We start from the raw sequence: 18,998 nt of genomic DNA, 5'->3' as shown, positions 1-18,998 counted from the left end.
CGTGCGGAGCTACCACGACCTCCGGGCACGTGGCGTCCGCCGGTTCCATGGGGCGACCTCATGTACCGCCTCCGCGTAACTGTCCTGAACCAAGGTAATCACATGGTCCAGAGCAAGCCGTGAGATCTCGGGTAGGTCTGCAGGTCTGTTTGTGTCAGTGGCCTGGACGAGGGCAGCTAGGAATGGTTGCCGGAGCGAGGTGATCACTCTCTCGCGCGACCTGTCGTCTCCTGCCGCGTGCCCGCCAAAAGCCTGAAGGTATGCGTCAAGTTCTTGAGAGACCGTTTGGTCTCCAACGTTGCCAGACGAAGACCCGATCACAGCCTGAAAACGTCGATCAACTGCGTACTCCAGCGCCCTGAGAGCAGTCGAGAGACTGTAATCACGGCTGTTCGAGAGCCTTCGTGCGTCCCAGCGGGGCAAACCACCCGCTTCGAACTGCCGGATGCTGACTTTCGTCGTCTGCATCTCGGGGTAGAGATCTCCGAATGTGTGCTTGAGTCCGTCGAAGTCCACCCGCTCCATCAGGGACCGAAAGCGAGCGACCTGTGTGAGCATTTCCGCGAACTGGGCATCGATGTACGAGCGGGTGCTGACGAACGCAGATTGTCGTGAGATTCGGACTGCTACGTACGCGAGTACCAAACCAAAGACCGCTGCGAAAGCCGTTACCGTCGACGCGATTCCGTTGACCTCCGCCCATTGGTCAGAAGTAAGCCCGAATAGGAGCGAGTCAACCTCAGAAGGAGTGTTCATAGCTGCACGCTAGTGCACCTGAGGATCCTTCTCTACTACTTCAGGAACAGCGCCCGCAGCCGGCTCGTCGTGAAGACGATGCCGATCGCGATCATCACCAGGTAGTACCCGACGTGCACGAGCATCATGCTCGACAGCGCGCCCGTCGTGAGCCCCCGCACGAGCTCGACGCCGTGCCACAGCGGCAGTGCCTGGATCACCCACTGGATCGCCTGGGGGTAAACCGTGATCGGGTAGAAGGTCGCCGAGAACAGGAACATCGGCAGCATGATGAAGGCGATCCAGTCCATCTGGTTGAACGTCTTCATGTAGCTCGTGATCGCCATGCCAAGGCTGGCGAAGCCGAAGGCGATGAGCAGCACGGCCGGCAGCGCCAGCAGCGCCGTCCAGGCGAGGTTGAGACCGAAGACCTGCATGATCACCATGAATCCGACGGCGTACATCGCCCCGCGCACGAGAGCCAGGAAGATCTCGCCGAGGGCGACGTCGAGCGGGCCGAGCGAGGTGGCGAGCATCCCGTGGTACAGCCGCGAGTAGTTGAGCTTGAAGAAGACGTTCCACGTCGAGTCGTAGACCGCGCCGTTCATGGCCGAGACGGCGAGCAGCGCCGGCGCGATGAAGGCGGCGTACGGCACCTCCTGACCCGTCGACGTCTGCACGGTGCCGACGAGCGCCCCGAAGCCGATGCCGAGCGAGAGCAGGTAGAACACCGGCTCGAAGAAGCCGCTGAGCACGACGAGGCCGTTCGTGCTGCGCGTCGCGAGAAACCCGCGGTGGATGACCGCCCGCGTGTTGCCCGCGTACAGCGCGCTGCGGCGCGGGGCGAAGTCGTGCTCGGTCGAGGTCGTGGCGGTCACTTGTTGAGCCTCCGCGCGAAGTGGCGGTGCGTCGCCCAGAGCCCGACCGCGAACAGGGTCACGAGGTAGCCGACGCGGGTGACGGTCAGCCACAGGGGCTCCTCGAGGCCGTAGCTGAACACGCGCCCGAGCTCGGTGCCGTGCCAGAGCGGCGAGGCCCAGCCGAGCGGCTGAAGCCACAGCGGCAGCTGCTCGAGAGGGAAGAACGTGCCGGAGAACAGGAACAGCGGAGTGATCGCGAAGCGCTGCAGCATCGCCATCTGCCCCTTGTCCTCCGTGATCGTGGAGGTGTACGAGGCCTGGGCCGCGCCGATCGCCATGCCCGTGAGCGTCGCCGCGATGATCGCCAGCCAGCCGGCGGGCGAGGGCACCGCCCCGAACAGGATGATGATGCCGAAGTAAATCGCAACCGTGACGACGATGCGGATCGCGAGCTGGATCATCGTGCCGTTCACGATCTGCGCGGGCGAGATCGGCGCGGCGTTCATGGCGAAGAAGATCGGGTTCCACTTGAAGCCGGCCATGATCGGGTAGCTGGTCTCGTTAGCGGCGATGGTCATCGCGGCCGTGGCCATGAGGGCGGGCGCCACGAACTGCAGGTACGTGACGCCGCCGACGCCCTGCGGCACGAGGCTCGCGAGCCCCACCCCGAGCGCGAAGAGGTAGATCAGCGGGTTGCCGAAGCTCTGAAAGATCGCGTCGGGCAGGTAGCCCTTCATGCCGCGGAGGCGGTGCTCGGCGACGTACCACGAGCCCCAGCGGCGCGGGGCGATGCCGGCGGCGAGCGCGCGCTCCGCATCCGTCGTCGCGGTCAGGGGCGCCGCGGGCGTCTGATTCAGCGCACTCATTCGATCAGGCTCCGTCCGGTGAGGCGCAGGAAGACGTCCTCCAGGCTCGACCGGCGCACCAGGGAGGTGATCGGTTCGAGGCCGAGGCGCGTGATCGCCTCGAGGGCCGCCTCGCCGTTGTCGCTGTAGACGAGGATGCGGTCGGGCAGAACCTCGAGGCGCTCGCCGACCCCGGCCATCCGCTCGGCGGCCTCGGCGTTCTTGTCGCTGCCGAACCGCACCTCGAGCACCTCCTTGCTGGAGTACTCGCGGATCAGCGCCGCCGGCGAGCCCTCGGCCATGATCCGACCCTTGTCGACGACGACGAGCCGGTCGCAGAGCTGCTCGGCCTCGTCCATGTAGTGGGTCGTCAGCACGAGGGTCGTGCCGCGCTCCTTGAGGCGGAACAGGCGGTCCCAGAGGATGTGCCGCGCCTGCGGGTCGAGGCCCGTCGTCGGCTCGTCGAGCAGCAGGATGCGGGGCTCGTTGATGAGAGCGCGCGCGATGGTGAGACGGCGCTTCATGCCACCGGAGAGGTCGTCGACCTTGGCCTTCGCCCGGTCGGTGAGCTGGGCGAACTCGAGCAGGGCGTCGGCACGCTCGGCGATGACCCGGCGCGGCAGGCCGAAGTAGCGACCGTAGACGAGCAGGTTGTCGCGCACCCGCAGCTCCTGATCGAGGTTGTCCTGCTGCGGCACCACCCCCAGCTGCGAGCGGATGTCGGGGCCGTGCTGGTTCGGGTCGAGGCCGAGGATGCTGAGCTCGCCGCCGGTGCGCGTCGACACGGCCCCCACCATGCGCATGGTGGTCGACTTGCCGGCGCCGTTCGGGCCGAGCAGGCCGAACGACTCACCGGGGGCGACATCGAAGTCGATGCCGTCGACGGCGGTGAAGTCGCCGTAGGTCTTGGTCAGCTGGCGGGCGGAGATCACGGGGTGGGGCACGAAGAACCAGCCTAGACCTGCGGCGAGCGCCGGCGGTGGGGAGCCGCGCATGCGCGACCAGCCGGCACCGAGGCGGGGTCGGCCAGGATGGACGCATGAGCGCGAGCACCGCATCCCCCCGCCGCCGCTTCGGCCGTCCCGCCGGTTCTGTCGCCGACGACGGGCCGCGCGCGACCTTCCGCCAGCTGCTGCCCTACCTGCTCGAGCACCGCACGGTGCTGAGCTGGGTGATCGTGATCAGCGTGCTCGGCGCGGCGGCCTCGCTCGCGCAGCCCCTGCTGGTCTCGCAGGTGATCGGCATCGTCGAGCGGGGCGGCGACCTCGCGCCCGTCGTCACGCTGCTCGTCGTGCTCGTCGTCGCCGCCGGACTGCTGAGCGGCTTCGGCCACTATCTGCTGCAGCGCACCGGCGAGGGGGTCGTGCTGTCGAGCCGGAAGGGGCTCGTGCGCCGCCTGCTGCACCTGCCGATCAGCGAGTTCGACGAGCGGCGCACCGGCGACCTCGTCAGCCGCGTCGGCAGCGACACCACCCTGCTGCGGGCCGTGCTGACCCAGGGTCTCGTCGAGGCGATCGGCGGCAGCCTCACGTTCCTCGGCGCGCTGATCGCGATGACCATCATCGATCCGGTGCTGCTGGGGCTCACGGTGCTCGTGATCGCCGTGTCGGTCGTCACGGTCGTGGTGCTGTCGCAGCGCATCCGCATCGCCAGCCGGAAGGCGCAGGAGAGGGTCGGCGAGCTCGCGGCGGCGGTCGAGCGGTCGATCTCGGCGATCCGCACCGTGCGGGCGGCGGGCGCGACCGAGCGCGAGATCGCGGCCATCGAGAGCAGCGCGCGCGGGGCTTGGCAGCAGGGCATCGCGGTCGCGAAGATCTCGGCGCTCGTCGTGCCGATCTCGTCGATCGCCCTGCAGGTGTCGTTCCTGGTCGTGCTCGGGGTCGGAGGCTTCCGCGTCGCCTCCGGCGTCATCTCGGTCGGCGACCTGGTCGCGTTCATCCTGTTCCTGTTCCTGCTCATCGGCCCGCTCGGGCAGGCGTTCGGCGCGATCACGAGCGTGAACGCCGCGCTCGGGGCGCTCGGGCGCATCCAGGAGATCATCGGCCTGCCGAGCGAGCGCGAGCGGGATGCGGGCATCGTGCCCGCCGCCCCCTCCGCCTCGACGGCCGCGGTCGCATTCGACGACGTGCACTTCGCCTACCCGGTGAGCGCCCACCAGACGGAGGCCGAGAAGGTGATCGCAGAGGTGGTGGGTGAGCCGGAGCGCGACACCACGGTTCTGCGCGGGGTGACCTTCAGCGTGCCGGTCGGCTCGCGCACCGCGCTGGTCGGGCCGAGCGGCGCGGGCAAGAGCACGATCCTGGCTCTCATCGAGCGGTTCTACGACCCGACGGCGGGGGTGATCCGCATGGGTGGCATCGACATCCGGGCTCTCGACCGCGACGAGCTGCGCGCGCGCATCGGCTACGTCGAGCAGGACGCCCCGGTGCTCGCCGGCAGCCTGCGCGACAACCTGCTGCTCGGCAGCCCCGACGCGACCGACGAGCAGTGCGTCGCGGTGCTGCGCTCGGTGAACCTCGATGACGTGCTCGACCGCGACCCGCGGGGGCTCGACGCGCAGGTCGGCGAGGAGGGCGTCATGCTCTCGGGCGGTGAGCGCCAGCGGCTCGCGATCGCCCGGGCCCTGCTCGCCGCGCCGCCGGTGCTGCTGCTCGACGAGTCGACGTCATCGCTCGACGGCGCCAACGAGCAGCGCATGCGCGAGGCGATCGACGCCGTCGCGCAGGACCGGACGCTGATCGTCATCGCGCACCGGCTGTCGACGGTGGTCGACAGCGACCAGATCGTCGTGCTCGACCACGGGCAGGTGGTCGGGGTCGGGACGCACAGCGAGCTGGTGCGGGCCGTGCCGCTCTACCGCGACTTGGCGAAGCACCAGCTGCTCGTCTAGCCGCCCCTGCTCGTCTCGACACCGCGGCCGACGGATGCGGGCCTCAGGCCCGCGAGGGCACCACCTCGGCGCCCGCCGCCGCGAGGTCGCGCAGGGCCGCCGCGCTCGTCTCGGGCGCGACGCCCGCCACGAGGTCGGAGAGCACGCGCACGCGGCGTCCTGCCGCGAGCGCGTCGCGGGCCGAGGCCAGCACGCAGTAGTCGGTGGCGATGCCGACCACGTCGACGTCGGTCACCCCGAGCTCGTCGAGGGCGGTCACGAGTCGCCGGCCATCATCGGTCGTGCCCTCGAAGATCGAGTAGGCGGGCACGCCCTGCCCCTTGCGCACGTGGATGTCGATGAGGCCGGTGTCGATGTCGGGATGGTACTCGGCGCCCTCGGTGCCGGCCATGCAGTGCCGCGGCCAGGTGGTGACGAAGTCAGGCGCGGCATCGACCGCGAAGTGGCCCCCGTTGTCGTTGTCCGGGTCGTGCCAGTCGCGGGAGGCGATGACGACGTCGTAGTCGTCGGGGTGATCGCGCAGGTGCTCGGTGATGCCGGCGGCGACGGCGGCGCCTCCGGCCACGCCGAGGGCGCCGCCTTCGGTGAAGTCGTTCTGCACGTCGACGATGACGAGTGCACGGGCCATCAGGGCCTCCGATCGGGAGCGGATCAGTTCGGGGAGAGGTTGTCGCCGCAGGTGAAGACAGCGGCGGCGAGGGAGTCGAGGGCATCGCGCCCCGCGGAGCCGATGCCGTCGCGCACCGCGAGGAAGCCGATGCTCAGCACCGTGCCGTCGTCGGCCCGCACGATGCCGGCGAGGGTGCGCGCCGTCGTCAGCTCGCCGGGCATCGCGGTGACCGCACCGCGGGCGATGGCGTTGGGCCCGCTGAAGCGGCCGGCGAGCGCGCCGCTCACCCCGGCGACCGGGAGGGCATCCATGATGATGCCCGCGTCGCCGGAGCCATCGTTGAGGATGGCGAACAGCTGGGCGAAGTACTGCGCCGGAACGGCATTGTCGGTCGCCAGACCGGAGCCGTCGGTCACGACCATGCCGTCGGTCGGGACACCGTAGGGGTTGAGAGCGCCCGTGATCGCCCCGGTCAGCGAGGCGGTGGTTCCGGCCAGCCCGAGCTGCTTCGAGGTGACGCGCGCGAGCATCTCGGCGAGCACGAAGTCGGTGTTGGTGAGCATCTGCGTGACCAGGGTGCCCACCGGCTGCGACTGCACCTGGCCCAGGACCGTCGAGCCGACCGCGGAGCCCGAGGTGATCGTGGGCGTTCCGGCCGGATTGCCCGCGGCGGCGAGCGCCGCGGCGAACGCCTGACCGGCGCGGCCGACGGGGTCGTTGGAGCGCGGGCTGACCTGCTGGCGCGGATCGGCCCGATCGCCGTCGACCATGAGCGCGGTCGCGGGCGCCTGGATGCCGGCGGCGATGCGGTCGCGGTTCCACCGGGGGTTCCAGGCGTCCCCGGCGGGCCAGTACGACGCGTCGACGACGAGGGTGGTGATGCCCGGGGCGTCGGGGTTCGCCGCGGCGTAGGCGGCGACCACCTGCGCCGCGAGCTCGTCGAGCTTCGGCGCGCCCCGGTAGACGCTCTCCTGCCCGGCCGGCAGGCGGCTCAGCGTGGCGTCGCCGCCGCCGACGAGCACGACGCTGCCCTCCGTCGACCCGGCGACCACCCGGGTCGTCAGCCGGAAGTCGGAGCCGAGCACGGCGAGCGCCGCGGCGGCGGTGAGAACCTTCATGGCACCGGCGGGCCGGACCGGCGTCGCGCCGTCGCGGTCGAGTAGCACCTCGCCCGTGGAGACGTTGACCACCGAGGCGAACAGGCGGTTCAGGCGGTCATCGCCGGTGAGCGACGCGACGCTGCAGGTGCGCAGCCGGCTCGGGTCGGCGATCGCGGCGGGCAGCACGCGCGGGTCGGGCGTCGGGGTCGGCGTCTCGCTGACCACGGGCGCCGGAGCCCCCTGGGCGGAGCCGACCGCGATGCCCGCGAAGAGCGAGCCGGTGGCGAGCAGCAGGAAGCCGACGCCGAGCGCCGTGGCGAGCACGGCGCGCGGGTGGGCGCGCACGAAGGCGGCGATGCCGCGCGGGGCGTCGGGGTCGGCGGCATCGGTGGCCGCATCGGTTGCCGCATCGGTTGCCGGCTCCGCGGGCGCCGCGGCCGGCAGCACCCCGGGCTCACCGGGCACGAGTGGTTCCGTCGGAAGAGCGTCGACGACGGACGGGACGGCACCGCCGGGGGGAGGGAGGGCGGCGGACGGAAAGGCGACCGTGGCCGGCTCCGGCGGGGTCGCGGCGGGCATCCCGCCATCAGACCGGCCGCGCCCTCGGCGAGCGGCCGCCGCCTCGGCCTCACGGCGAGCACGTCGGCTGAGCGGCTGCTCGGGCTCGGTCATCCCGTCATGATACCGAGCGGAGGGTGAGCCTCACTCGCCCGGATACCGCAGCCCGATGAGAGCCCGCACCTGGTCGAGCACGGCCATGATCGCGACCGTCTCGTCGATGGGCAGGCTGGACGGCGCGGCCCCGGAGACGCGGCGCTCGAGCTCGGCCGCCTGGAACTGCATGCCCCGGCCCGAGACCGCGGGGCGCAGCTGCTCGACCACGTTCCATTCGCGGTCGTAGCGGGTGACGGTCGTCGGGGTGTACCAGACCCGGTCGAGCTCGAGGGCTCCGTGTGTGCCGAGCACGACGGCCCGGTTCGAGCCGGCCGTGTCGAGAGCGCAGTGCAGCACCGACTGGCGGCCGCCCTCGTGCTCCAGCAGGATCGCGGTCTGCCGGTCGACACCCGTCGGCGTCCGGGAGGCGTGGGCCTGCACCGCGGTCGGCAGCCCGAGCACATCGACCGCGAACGACACCGGGTAGATGCCGAGGTCGAGCAGGGCTCCCCCACCGAGCGCGGGGTTCTGCAGGCGGTGGGCGGGGTCGGTCGGCAGCGCCTGGGTGTGGTCGGCGATCACCGTGCGCACCTCGCCGATCGCGCCGGCCGCGAGCAGGGCGCGCAGCTGCACCATGTGCGGCAGGAATCGCGTCCACATCGCCTCCATCGCCACGACTCCGGCGGCCGCGGCCGCCTCGGCGATGCGGGCCGCCTGCGCGGCGTTGAGGGTGAAGGGCTTCTCGACGAGCACGTGCTTGCCGCCTGCGATGGCGAGCAGGGCCGCATCGAGGTGCGCCGGATGCGGGGTGGCGACGTAGATCACGTCGACCCCGGGGTCAGCCGCCAGCTGCTCGTAGCTGCCGTGCGCGGTCGGGATGCCGAACTCGGCCGCGAAGGCCGCCGCCGCGCCGGGCGCGCGCGACCCGACCGCCGCGACGGTGTGACCCGCATCGATCAGGTCGCGGGCGAAGCTGCGGGCGATGCCGCCCGTGGCGAGAATGCCCCAGCGCAGTCCGGTGCTCATCGTCGACCCTTCCGTGGGCTCCCGTGCGGAGCCCTCGCGGGTCAGCCTAGCCAGCGCGCCGGGGCGCGCGGTCGACGAGCGGAGCGGTCAGACGGTGATCAGCAGTTGACCCAGCGGGCCGCGGCGCGGGTGAACGCGTACGGCTCGTTCGGCACACCGCCGTGGGTCATGGCGAAGAGGATGCACACGCCCGCGGTGCTGCCCTTGTAGGTCGGCTTGTAGAGCGAGGTGCGGTGCCCGCTCGAGTCCCACCACTTCTGAGCGACGGTCGCCCCGGTGTTGTTCGAGCCGCCTGCGAGGTTTCCGTCGCAGCCGACGCTCGGCACGCCGTCGCTGCGCTGCGAGCCGATGTGGCCCCACGCGCTCGACGGGTCGGTCGAGGGGTCTTCCGCCATCCAGAACAGACGGTCCTCCATGCAGGAGTCGTATCGGATGTTGCCGAAGGGCACCGGCGGCAGGCAGTTGGCGACGCGGATGGCGTTGAACTTCTCCGCGAACGACTGCAGGTCGGCCGAGGTCGTGCCCGCGACACCGAGAGCAGAGGTGCGGCTCGGGGCGCCGGGCGTCGAGCCCGAGATCGCCTTCGGGCAGGCCGGCGGCTCCGGGGCCGGCGGCGGGGGCGGAGGCGTGGTCGGCGTCGGGCTGGGAGACGGCGAACCGGAACCGCTGCCGGAACCCGAGCCGCTGCCCGAGCCGGAACCGCTGCCGGAACTCGAGCCGTTGCCCGAGCCCGATCCGCTGCCCGAACCCGAACCCGAGCCGGTCGAGCCGGAGCCGGAACCGGTCGACCCGGAGCCGGAACCCGAGCCCGCATCCGTGTCATCGCTGCCCGTGGGCGCCGTGGAGCCGTCCGGGTCCTGCGCGGTGTGCTCGTCGTCCGTGGACTGCGCTCCCGCCTGCTCGGCGGCGGCGCGGCGCTCGATGAACTCCACGAGCGGAACGGTCGACTCGTCGCTCGTGCGCGACCCGACAGCCGTGATGACGGGGGAACTGCTCGACGAGCCGGTCGCGGCGATCGCCGCGAAACTCCCCTCGGGCCCGCCGAGGAACGGCAGGGTGACGAGCATCACCGCTGCGAGAGCGGTTCCTGCGGACGCGACTCTAAACATCTGCCATACCCCCGTGCTGTGGCATCTGGACAGCCCCCCGGCTGTCGAATAGGGCTTAACGCTAGGACCTCCGGGGCTTCTCGCCAACCCCCCTATGGTCGGAAAACGAACGACGTTCCCAAAAGACGTTCGGAGCAGGCTCGGGAGCGGATTGCCCGATGAGGGTGGCGCAGGGGCCGCCAGGGACTCGAACCCCGCGACGCATCGCGTCGCGCATGGAGCCGACTGCGGGACTCGAACCCGCAACCGCCCGATTACCGAGCCATGGGTGGGGTTGATGTGCAGGAGTTGCCGGACTCTTGACTTTTCCAGGGTTCTTCTTGCCGGGAGATGCCGTGGTGACGCTCCCCAAGCCGCTCAATGTGCGGGGTAAGTGCGGGGGCTGTGGCCTCGCCTAGACCGTGTCGATCGGCGGCAGCTCCTCGAGGGCGCGCACCTCGTCGATGAGCTTGAACCCATTCTTGAGGGCGAGCTCGTGGGCCTTGTAGCGGGTCAGGAGGTCGGCCCGCACCGAGGCGTCGAGGTTGAACCGGACGTACTCCCCCGCCGGCAGGAACCGATTGAAGACCGCTTCGAACCGTGCCGCCCAAGGGCGGAGGGTTCGGGTCGCAAATCGCAGCTGATCCTGCTCGAGGTTCTTGTAGGTGATCGAGGTCCCGCCTTCGATCGATCCGCCGACGTCTTCCGGCGCGACACGGTAGGCGGCCGCGATCTGGTTGGCGGTGGCTCGGACGCCGGCGAGGAATTGCACGTCGGCGGCGGGCAGCTGGACGGCTGTGTACTCCCAGTCCGCGCCGACGACCATGGGCTCGTGGTTCTCGATCGCGAGGTTCAGTCGCGCCTTGACCGCGGCGGCATCCTGCGGGTTGACCTTCTGTTTCTCGTTCTTGAAGATCGCGTTCGGCATGGTGCCGCGGGTGAAGAATCGGCGGCCGAAGGTCTGCGCCTCGAGGCCGGTCTCGAGCTGGACGCGGAACAGGCCGATCGGGGAGAGACCTTCGGGACTGCCCGGCAGAACGTAGCCGGGGATGTGGATGAGGTCGGCACGGGGCAACTCTTCCCCTCGCCACCGGTACGTGACGGCTCCGTCGACGACGCTGATGGAGACATCTTCGGGGCGCAGCCATGCCACTTTGGCGGGGATACCACGGCCGTCGATCTCCTGGATCAGTCCGTAGGCGTTGCCCTGGAGGAGGACGGACGTCGCGGCCTGGTGGACCCAGCTGTAGCGGTCGAGGCCCACGCCGGGGTCGACGCAGAGGGCGGGCTGCTCGGGGAGGCGCTGCGGGCGGCCACCGGCGTCGCGGTAGGCGTGCAGGGGCGCGGATGCGAGGTGGTCGGCGATGAGGTTGGTCGCGGCATAGACCGGGACGATCGCGAGGGCACCCTTGGATCCGCGGCCGAGACTGATGCCCGAGCCGATCCAGGGGTGGGGGTTGGCGAAGGGGTGGCGGCTACGTGTGCGCCACGGGAGAGAGAGCTTCATGGTGATCCGATCGTTGGTGCTCCCGGCGTTCTGACCCACACGGCCCACAGCCGCCGAGCCCTCCGCGGGGAGAGAAAAAAGGGAACAGGCCGCGGTCTACCAACCTGGGACATTCTTGAAAAACTCGCGAGGAGAATGCCTGGTCAGAGGCCAGTTCTGTCTTCTGGTGCCCGGTTGCCAGGATGCGGCTGCACTTGAGGGGTGTCGAGCTGGTGTGGGTCATGGCGTGCACCACGTCGTGGGGCTGGGTGTGGGGCCGCCCGGCCCGGATCTTGGTCCGGGCGGCCCTCCATGCGCTGGTGCGGTGTTCGCGACCTCCCGAAAGGTGTGAGAGGTCAGCCGCGACCATCCTTCCTCCGTGGCCCATGGACTAGGCGCTCGTGAGGTGAGGTTGACGCATGCTCGTGGCGATCGTTAGGCGGTGATGCCGGTGATCGCGTGGACGGCCTCGGGGTTGATGACGCCGAGGTCGACGCGCGTGGTGAGGCGGATCGCGGTCGAGTTCTTGTCGAACGCGAAGTCCTCCGAGTAGGCGAGGGTCACGTCCTCACCCATGCCGACCACGACCTGGTCGAGATCCACGGCGAGCGCCGATGCGGTCGGCACGTTGGCGCTGACGTAGACGGGCGAGCCGAAGAGGGACGGGGTGGCGTCGGTGGCGAGGTCGGGCATGAGCAGGTAGCGGTCCTGCAGGTCCTTGATGCCTCGGATGACGGCCCAGTCGGCGGGGGTCATGAAGAACGCGATGCGGTTGCGGTTGGCTCCGCTGGCCTCGAGGGTGGCCTGAACCTCGAGGAGGAGGTCGAGGGTGAGGGGGCCGGCTGCTCCGACGGTCTCGATGCCGGTGACGTTCAGGAGGCCGTAGATGCGGTGCGGGCTGACCGCGCCGGTGCCGTTGAACATGTCGGCGTCGAGCTTGGTGGCGCACTGGCGGAGCAGGTCGGCCTCGACGATCTCGCGGGCCTGGCCGTTGCTGTCGCGCAAGACCTCGTTGGCGACGACGGTCATGGCGGCGTAGCTGACGGGCTCGAGCGTCAGGGAGTCGAGGCCGGGGTCGGTGGGGGTGATCGCCTCGGTGTCGTTGCGGGCGGCGACGGTGACGCTGGAGGTGATGATCGGGTAGCGGGCGGCGTGCTCGGCGACGGTGACCATGCGGGGGCCGGCGGCGAGGAAGACGCTGCGGTTGCGGAGCCGGTCGAACCAGACCTCCGACTGCTCGGTGTCGAGCAGGACACCGCCGCTGCTGGCGCCCGAGCCGAGGGCACGCTGCTGGGAGCGCATGTCCTCGAACTCTCGCCAGGACGGGATGAGGGTGCTGCCGCTGCGGGTGCCGTTGGCGGGCGCGGGGTTGCTGCGCTGTCCGAGCATGTCGTCCACGATGCGGTCGATCTGCTGGGTGATCGCGGCGCGGTCGGCCTTGATGCGGTCGGCCTCGCGCTTCTCGTCGGCGGTGAGGGTGCTGCGGCCCTCGCTGTTGACGCGGTCCAGGATCGCCTGGCCGCGGGCCTTGAGGTCGGCGCTGCGCTCTCGCAGCTGCCGGAGGGTGTTGCTCATGGGGTCTCCTCGTGATGGTCGCGAGTCGCGCGGTAGTGCGCGAGCTCTTCTCGTGCGATCCACCACTGGCCGCCGCGGTGGAAGCCCGTGAGCTTCTTCTCGGCGAGCGCCTTCCGTACTGCCCGGGATGTGATCCCGAGCACGTCAGCCGCTTGGGTCGTGGTGAACCATTCGTTCGATGGTTCGACGGGTTCCGCGGTTGCCGCAACTGGGGTTCCGCGGTCGGCCCGTTGCGCGGCCCATCGGCGGCCGGCGAGGTCGAGGGCGGTGAGGATGGTGTCGAGCTCGGGGTCGACGCCGCGGATCCTGCTGCGGTAGCTGTCGAGGATCTTGACCATGAGCAGGCGAGCGATGCGGGCTGGGACCATGACGGAGCCCGCGGGCACGATGTAGGTCTCGGGAGGTCGGATCATGCAGCGCCTCGACTCTCCACAGGGGCACGTAAGGTGCGCGCCTGAGCCGAGGTTGATCCTCTATCTGGTTCCTGTGGTTCCTGTGGTTCCTTGGGGGGTACTGATAGACCCTCCTGAGCGGTACTGATAGTTCCGCTGAGCGGTACTGAAAGTTCCTTCTCAGGAGGTACTGACAGTTCCGGCGCGATGAGAGTCGGGATGGTGATTTTGTACTCGGCTCGCTGCCACTTCTGACCCCGTTTGCGACGCTGGATGTAGCCGCGGTCGACGAGCTCGGTGGTCGCGCGTCGAACCATGCGGAGGGCCGAATCGCGCTTCCTGCGGAGACTGTCAGCCTCGGGGTCGGCATCGTCGATGTGGTCCGAGATCATGTGGCCGAGCCCGAGCGCGCTGTCTTCGGGCCTGCGGTAGTAGAGCGGGCTGGGATCGCTGTCGAGGGCAGAAAGCGCCATCCAGATGAGGAGCAGGCGCGCGTTCGGCGTGAGTGCGCTCGGGTCTCGCGCGATCGCGGCGTAGGCGCGCCCAGCGAGTCGTGCACCCATCAGGCGACCTCCGGCGAGCGCCGTCTGTTCGTTCGGGTCGGGATCGCGACGGTGGGGATCTTGGTGATGGCGTCGAGGATCGCGAGGTCGTCGGGCTTGACGTAGCGGGAGAGGGTCGCGGGGTTTGCGTGGCGCATGGCGTGGCTGGCGACGGTGGTGGAGACTCCGGCGCGGATCATCTCGGTGGCGAAGGTCGCGCGCAGCTGGTGGGCTCGGTGGCCGGACATGCCGGCGCGCTTGATCGCTGCGCACAGGGTGTTGGATACCGACTTCGGGCTGATCGGTTGTCCGGGCAGGGTGTGGCTGGGGAACCAATAGCCCTCGCGCGGGAGCGTTTGAATGACCTCCCAGATGATCGGGTGGAGCGGGCGCCAGACCTTCACTCCCCCCTTGGCGGCTTCGATCCAGAGGCGGCGGCGGTCCCAGTCGACGTGCTCGCCTCGCAGCTGGGCGATCTCTGCCGCGCGGAGACCCATGTAGAGGGCCAGGAGCACATAGAGGCGAGTTCTGCCGTAGATGCCGGACTCGAGCAGTCGCTGGACTTCCTCGATGGTGAACGGGTGAGGCTCGAGGCGGGCGACGTGCACGCGCGGCAGGCGGGCGGCGGGGTTGTCGTGCCGGATGCCCTCGTCCTGCATGAGCGTGAACAGGGTGTGCATTGCGCTTCGGTAGTTCTGGCGGGTGCGCGGGCTGAGGTGGGCGCGGCCGAGGTACTCGACGAGGTCGAGCTTCGTGGCGGTCGCGATCGGCTTGCCGAGCGTGCGGGCGAGTTCGCGGAACCAGATGCGGCGGTTGCGGATCGTGCGGTCGGTGCAGCCGCCGGCGCGCATGTGGACGTCCCACAGCGCCCACACCTGATCGTCTGTCGCTGTCACGCGCGCGGCCGCCTCTCGAGGTCGTCGAGGAGGGCGGCGAGGGCGGTAGCGGCCTCTGCCAGGGCGCGGGCGTCTGCCGCGGTGGGGACGTAGATCAGCTCGAGCGAGGTCGCCGACAGGGAGAGTGTGCCTGCCGTGGTTCCGAGCTCGAAGCGAGGTTCGATCGATCGCCTCGTGTCGGTGCATTCGAGGCGAGCGACCGCGGCGGGGTTCGGTGAGGCGTCGGCGCTTCGCCACACAGTGAGCCGCTCCTCGTACTCGTCGAGCTCGGGGTCATCGTGGAACGTTCGGACGTAGACCTCGCTCGCGACGGGATCGGCCCAGTCGGGCGCGGCGAGGACGCGCACGGTCGTGCTCATCGGCGGGCCCCCTCGCTGCTGGTGAGGACGGTGGCGAGGTCGTGGAGGGCTTCGGCGAGCGCCGTGATCTCGGTGGGGCTGTGGAGCAGGGTCTCGCCGAGGAGGACGGTGTCGGTGCGGTCGATGAGGGTGCCCTCGGTGTCCCATCGAACCTCGCGGAGCAGGCTCATGCTGGTGGTGCCGTTGGTGGGCGGGATGAGGCGGCCACGGTGGACGACGATGGTGGAGCCGTCGGGACTGCTGCTGGTGTCGTGGGCCTGGTTCGGGTCGGTGGCGTCGTGGCTGGCGCACCATGAGGGGCAGTAGGCGCGGGTCATGAGAGCCGCACTCGGGCTCGGCGCGGTAGCCTGGAAGTCGTTCATTGTTCGTGTACTCCGTTCGATGGACTCGACCCCCGGTTGCCCCCGGGGGTTTCTTCTTGCGGTGAGGTCTACTGGGGCTCGAGGCCGGTCATCCGGCGAGCGCCGAGTGCCGGGAAGCAGGCTCAGCGCGTGAGTCCAGCCACTCTCGGACGTGCTGCTTCTGGTACCTCACGGCGCGGCCGAGGCGTGTGATGCGGGGCCCTCGGTTGACCTCGCCAGCGACGGCCCAGCGGGCGAGTGTTTGTTCCGCGATCCCAGCGAGTGCAGCGAGCTGTCGACGAGTGATGAGGTCCGGGAGGTCCTCGAGTCGAGGCACGCTCTCCTGATGAGGTGAATGGCCGTTCATGGCTTCTCCGTGACTGTTGTCCTGGTGCGCATTGTTGCGCTTGGCGACAACTTAGCACACGTCTTGCGATTCGGTGCAAGAATGTCGAGCATGACAAGCGATCCCACGGGCCCGGCACAGCTCAGCGTCTTTGCGCAGAACGTGGCCCGCTACAGAGCTGCACGCGGTTGGACTCAACGAGAGCTTGCAGAAGCTCTCAGCAGCCGAGGGATGCCGGTCGATTCAACCGCCGTCTCGAGGATCGAGAACGGTACGAGAGATGTCCGACTGTCGGAAGCGCTCCTCATTGCCGATGCCCTCAGCGTCGACCTAGATCGACTGCTGATTGGGATGCGATCCCCAGCGCAGGAGCTGAGGCACCGGCGCGAAGTCAGCGACGACTGGGCCCTCCAATTCAGCGAGATCCTGCCGAACTGGCTCCACTCCATGCGGAGAACATCGGAGTTCCTCCAGGAGAACCCGAATCTCGTTGCCACGGTATTCGATGACCGTGTCGGCCGACCGAAGTCGGCGGATGACTACCTCCCGTGGGTGATGCGACGGATTCGGTCGAAGAACGATCAGTTCCGTATCGCTCGAGCATGGCAAGGGGTGGTGGTGAGAACCGATATCGAAGCCCGGCAACTCATGCAGGTCATCGGCGCTGCTCTCGAGGGCTTGCTGACGGTCGCAGAGGGCGAGGATGCCCAGGCGCGGCACCCCCATGAGATCGTCGAGCTACTCGAGAATCTGACCTTCCTGGAGAGGAGCAACAACGGTGGCTAGGCCCCGGACTCCCGTCGGCTCCCACGGTGCGATCTCGGTGAAGGAGGTCGCGCCCGGGAGGTGGCGGGCGCGCGCTCGCTACCGATTCGCTGACGGTACCTATCGACAGATCGAGAGGTTCGTTACCGTGCCCCTCGACGCTGGCATGAGCTCGAGCAGGCGAATCGCAGCCGAGAAGGCCGGCCGCCGCAGAGCGGCCGAGGCAATCGAGCGGGCCCTGGTCGAACTAACGAGGAGTGGTGGCGATGCGCCAGCGCCGACGATGAAGATCGCGCAGCTGGGGCAGGCCTTCCTCACGTCGAAGGCTGGCGATCGCACGGCGCCCGCGACACATGCACTCTACGCCCGAACTCTCGACAAGCTGATCTTGCCCCGATTCGGGTCCCTTACGGTCACAGAGGCGACCGTGCCGCGACTGCAGGCTCTCGTCGACGGGATCCGCGCCGATCACGGTCCAGCCAGCGCAAAGAGCGCCCGGAGCGTGCTCAGCGGCATGTTCGCTCTAGCCGTGCGCACCGGGGCGCTCCAGCGAAACCCGGTGCGAGAGCTCGAGGGGATTCGCCAGGCGCGCGATGGCGCGAAGGCGATCACGCAGAGCGAGCTTGAGTTCTTGCTCGCGGCCGTGCGCACAGACGCTCGCCTGTCCGAGCTCGACCTCGTCGACCTCATCGAGTTCATGGCGGGGACCGGGTGTCGGGTCGGCGAGGCGATCGCGCTGCAATGGGACGACGTCGACCTCGGCAACGGAACGGTACGCCTCCACGCGACCGTCGTGCGAGTGGTCGGGCGTGGACTGGTTAGGCAGGATCACGGCAAGACGGCGGCGAGCGGTCGCACGATCCAGATGCCTGCAAGACTGCTGGAGGTACTCAGCGCACGACGAGAGCGCATCAGCGGAGCGTTGGTGTTCCCTACGGTGCTCGGCAACCTCCGCGACCCTCAGAACACGTCGAGGGACTGGCGAGAGGCTCGAGAGCGGCTTGGTCTGGGCGACGTGAAGCTGCACGCTTTCCGCAAGACCGTCGCGACGCTCTTGGACTCGGCCGGGCTCTCCGCCCGCGACATTGCCGAGTACCTCGGTCACGCGAACCCGTCGATGACCCAAGACGTCTACATGTCGAAGACCGCGGGAACAGCACGAGCGGCCGCTCTACTCAGCGAGATCGTCGTCTGAATCTGCGGGGTTTATGCGGGGCTCCGCACCCGCGTCTGGCGCGAGCCCGCCAATTCACAGGGGTCTAGAGCCGACTGCGGGACTCGAACCCGCAACCGCCCGATTACAAGTCGGGTGCGCTACCAATTGCGCCAAGCCGGCAGAGCCGCGAACGGCTCACCCCAGGGTACCGGCGCTACGGCGTAGGCGTCGGCGTGGGGCTCGGCGTCGGGTTGGTCGAGAACTCGTCGCCCGCCGCCTGCAGCACGAACTGGGCGAAGTCCTCCTGCTCGAAGGGATAGCGGTACTCGAAACGCAGCCCGTTGACGAAGATCGTCGGCGTGCCCTCGACGCGGTCGACCGCGATGTCGCGGATCGCGAGCGGCCCGGTCAGCGCTCGATCCGTCGCGTCGCGCACCCACGAGGCGAAGGTGCGGTCGCGGATGCACCGCTCGACGGTCGGCGCTGTGGCCCCCGCCTCGCCCGCGAGCTCGATGAGCCGCTCGTCGTCCAGACCCGGCGTGCCCTCCTCGGGCTGCTCGGCGAACAGGCTGGCGTTGAAGTCGAAGAAGGCCGCCGGATCGCGGTCGGCGACGCAGGCAGCGGCGTTGGCGGCGCGCAGCGAGTACTCGGTGCCGGCCGAGCGGCTCGTGAGGATCGCGATCGGGCGGTACTCGACGGTCGCGGCGCCCGAGGCGATCAGGGTCTCGATGAACGCTCCGTTGGTCGCCTCGAACTCGCCGCAGATCGGGCAGAGGTAGTCGACGACGATCTGGATGTCGACCACTCCCGGCGGGTTGGCCTCGGAGACCAGTGGGTCGCGCCCGGCCGGCAGCGAGGCGGTCGGCACGACCTGGAACTCGGCGCCGATGCGGATGCCGTCGCTGGCCATGTTGCGCGGCCCGGGGCCGTCGGGACGCACCGAGTTGACGAGCACGAGGGCGATGACCGCGACGATCGCGATGGCCGCGAAGGCGACACCGCCCTGCAGCAGCCAGCGGTTGCGCCGCTCCTTCTTCTGCTGCTCCTCGCGCAGCTGCCGGGCCTTCTCGCGGGCCTCGGCACGCCGCTGATTCTTCGAGGGGCGCTCGTGCCCGGAGCGGTGCTCGTTCATCCGACCTCATTCGTTCCGGGGGCACAGCCTGCCGGTTACACGGTGAAGGGCGCTCGTCGCGCCCTCGATCCATGGTACGACGAGAGCCGGAAGATGGCATACTGAGCCCCGGTGGCCGATGACGTCCGCCACGCCACCTGGCACATCCATTCACAACGGATCGTCCGGCACGTACCTGCCGGTGAAGGAGAAGTACACCC

Annotated in this window: 18 protein-coding genes and 1 tRNA gene; 3 read left to right on the top strand and 16 right to left on the bottom strand. The window is 69.4% G+C overall.

Features of this window, described 5'->3' with window-relative positions:
* Positions 1–9: 9 nt before the first annotated feature.
* From BJ959_RS09885 to BJ959_RS09870, 4 genes are read right to left on the bottom strand one after another with little or no spacing between them, the layout of a single operon-like run.
* Positions 10–756 (bottom strand): hypothetical protein, encoded by a 747-nt coding sequence (locus BJ959_RS09885; RefSeq protein WP_153981505.1) that lies wholly within the window; start codon positions 754–756, stop codon positions 10–12.
* A 35-nt stretch (positions 757–791) separates the two neighbouring features.
* Positions 792–1,613 carry an ABC transporter permease gene (locus tag BJ959_RS09880; protein ID WP_153981506.1) on the bottom strand — a complete coding sequence of 274 codons (822 nt, stop codon included), beginning with the start codon at positions 1,611–1,613 and terminating at the stop codon, positions 792–794.
* A complete protein-coding gene (locus tag BJ959_RS09875) occupies positions 1,610–2,461 on the bottom strand; it encodes an ABC transporter permease (protein ID WP_153981507.1) in 852 nt (283 codons plus the stop codon). Before BJ959_RS09875 ends, BJ959_RS09880 begins: the two co-directional genes overlap by 4 nt.
* Positions 2,458–3,384 (bottom strand): ATP-binding cassette domain-containing protein, encoded by a 927-nt coding sequence (locus BJ959_RS09870; RefSeq protein ID WP_153981508.1) that lies wholly within the window; start codon positions 3,382–3,384, stop codon positions 2,458–2,460. The genes BJ959_RS09875 and BJ959_RS09870 overlap by 4 nt, the downstream gene beginning before the upstream one ends.
* A gap of 95 nt (positions 3,385–3,479) precedes the next feature.
* Here BJ959_RS09870 and BJ959_RS09865 point away from each other — a divergent pair, with 95 nt between their 5' ends.
* Positions 3,480–5,330 (top strand): ABC transporter ATP-binding protein, encoded by a 1,851-nt coding sequence (locus BJ959_RS09865; protein ID WP_153981509.1) that lies wholly within the window; start codon positions 3,480–3,482, stop codon positions 5,328–5,330.
* A 43-nt stretch (positions 5,331–5,373) separates the two neighbouring features.
* On the opposite strand, the gene BJ959_RS09860 is transcribed toward BJ959_RS09865, so the two are convergent.
* From BJ959_RS09860 to BJ959_RS09815, 10 genes are all read right to left on the bottom strand, one after another.
* Positions 5,374–5,958, bottom strand: a complete 585-nt coding sequence (locus tag BJ959_RS09860; RefSeq protein WP_153981510.1) for an isochorismatase family protein — start codon at positions 5,956–5,958, stop codon at positions 5,374–5,376.
* Between the two features lie 23 nt (positions 5,959–5,981).
* Positions 5,982–7,712, bottom strand: a complete 1,731-nt coding sequence (locus BJ959_RS09855; RefSeq protein WP_153981511.1) for a D-alanyl-D-alanine carboxypeptidase — start codon at positions 7,710–7,712, stop codon at positions 5,982–5,984.
* A gap of 30 nt (positions 7,713–7,742) precedes the next feature.
* The gene (locus BJ959_RS09850) at positions 7,743–8,720 is read right to left on the bottom strand and encodes a Gfo/Idh/MocA family protein (protein WP_153981512.1); all 978 of its coding nucleotides are present in this window, start codon (positions 8,718–8,720) and stop codon (positions 7,743–7,745) included.
* A 98-nt stretch (positions 8,721–8,818) separates the two neighbouring features.
* A complete protein-coding gene (locus BJ959_RS09845; RefSeq protein ID WP_183321973.1) occupies positions 8,819–9,829 on the bottom strand; it encodes a CAP domain-containing protein in 1,011 nt (336 codons plus the stop codon).
* A gap of 394 nt (positions 9,830–10,223) precedes the next feature.
* Positions 10,224–11,315 (bottom strand): phage portal protein, encoded by a 1,092-nt coding sequence (locus BJ959_RS09840; protein ID WP_153981513.1) that lies wholly within the window; start codon positions 11,313–11,315, stop codon positions 10,224–10,226.
* A gap of 414 nt (positions 11,316–11,729) precedes the next feature.
* The gene (locus tag BJ959_RS09835) at positions 11,730–12,869 is read right to left on the bottom strand and encodes a phage major capsid protein (protein WP_153981514.1); all 1,140 of its coding nucleotides are present in this window, start codon (positions 12,867–12,869) and stop codon (positions 11,730–11,732) included.
* Entirely contained in the window at positions 12,866–13,282 is a 417-nt protein-coding gene (locus BJ959_RS09830) for a helix-turn-helix domain-containing protein (RefSeq protein WP_153981515.1), read from the bottom strand. Before BJ959_RS09830 ends, BJ959_RS09835 begins: the two co-directional genes overlap by 4 nt.
* Positions 13,283–13,823: 541 nt before the next feature.
* The gene (locus BJ959_RS09825) at positions 13,824–14,699 is read right to left on the bottom strand and encodes a tyrosine-type recombinase/integrase (protein WP_153981516.1); all 876 of its coding nucleotides are present in this window, start codon (positions 14,697–14,699) and stop codon (positions 13,824–13,826) included.
* Positions 14,696–15,058 (bottom strand): hypothetical protein, encoded by a 363-nt coding sequence (locus BJ959_RS09820; protein ID WP_153981517.1) that lies wholly within the window; start codon positions 15,056–15,058, stop codon positions 14,696–14,698. The genes BJ959_RS09825 and BJ959_RS09820 overlap by 4 nt, the downstream gene beginning before the upstream one ends.
* Positions 15,055–15,375: a hypothetical protein gene (locus tag BJ959_RS09815; RefSeq protein WP_153981518.1), complete on the bottom strand. Its 321-nt coding sequence runs from the start codon at positions 15,373–15,375 to the stop codon at positions 15,055–15,057. The genes BJ959_RS09820 and BJ959_RS09815 overlap by 4 nt, the downstream gene beginning before the upstream one ends.
* Positions 15,376–15,856: 481 nt before the next feature.
* Between BJ959_RS09815 and BJ959_RS09810 the strand changes: the two genes are divergently transcribed.
* On the top strand, positions 15,857–16,531 hold the full coding sequence (locus BJ959_RS09810; RefSeq protein WP_165879001.1) for a helix-turn-helix domain-containing protein: 675 nt from the start codon (positions 15,857–15,859) through the stop codon (positions 16,529–16,531).
* A gap of 145 nt (positions 16,532–16,676) precedes the next feature.
* Entirely contained in the window at positions 16,677–17,705 is a 1,029-nt protein-coding gene (locus BJ959_RS09805) for a tyrosine-type recombinase/integrase (protein ID WP_431356662.1), read from the top strand.
* Positions 17,706–17,773: 68 nt separating this feature from the next.
* On the opposite strand, the gene BJ959_RS09800 is transcribed toward BJ959_RS09805, so the two are convergent.
* Both BJ959_RS09800 and BJ959_RS09795 read right to left on the bottom strand, forming a co-directional pair.
* A tRNA-Thr gene (locus BJ959_RS09800) sits at positions 17,774–17,846 on the bottom strand.
* Positions 17,847–17,880: 34 nt separating this feature from the next.
* Complete coding sequence (locus tag BJ959_RS09795) at positions 17,881–18,798, bottom strand: DsbA family protein (protein ID WP_153981521.1); 918 nt, start codon at positions 18,796–18,798, stop codon at positions 17,881–17,883.
* Positions 18,799–18,998: the final 200 nt, after the last annotated feature.

Source organism: Microcella frigidaquae (assembly GCF_014200395.1).
Classification (GTDB): Bacteria; Actinomycetota; Actinomycetes; order Actinomycetales; family Microbacteriaceae; genus Microcella; species Microcella frigidaquae.
Note: the sequence above shows the minus strand (reverse complement) of the source record. Positions and strands in the feature narration are given on the sequence as shown.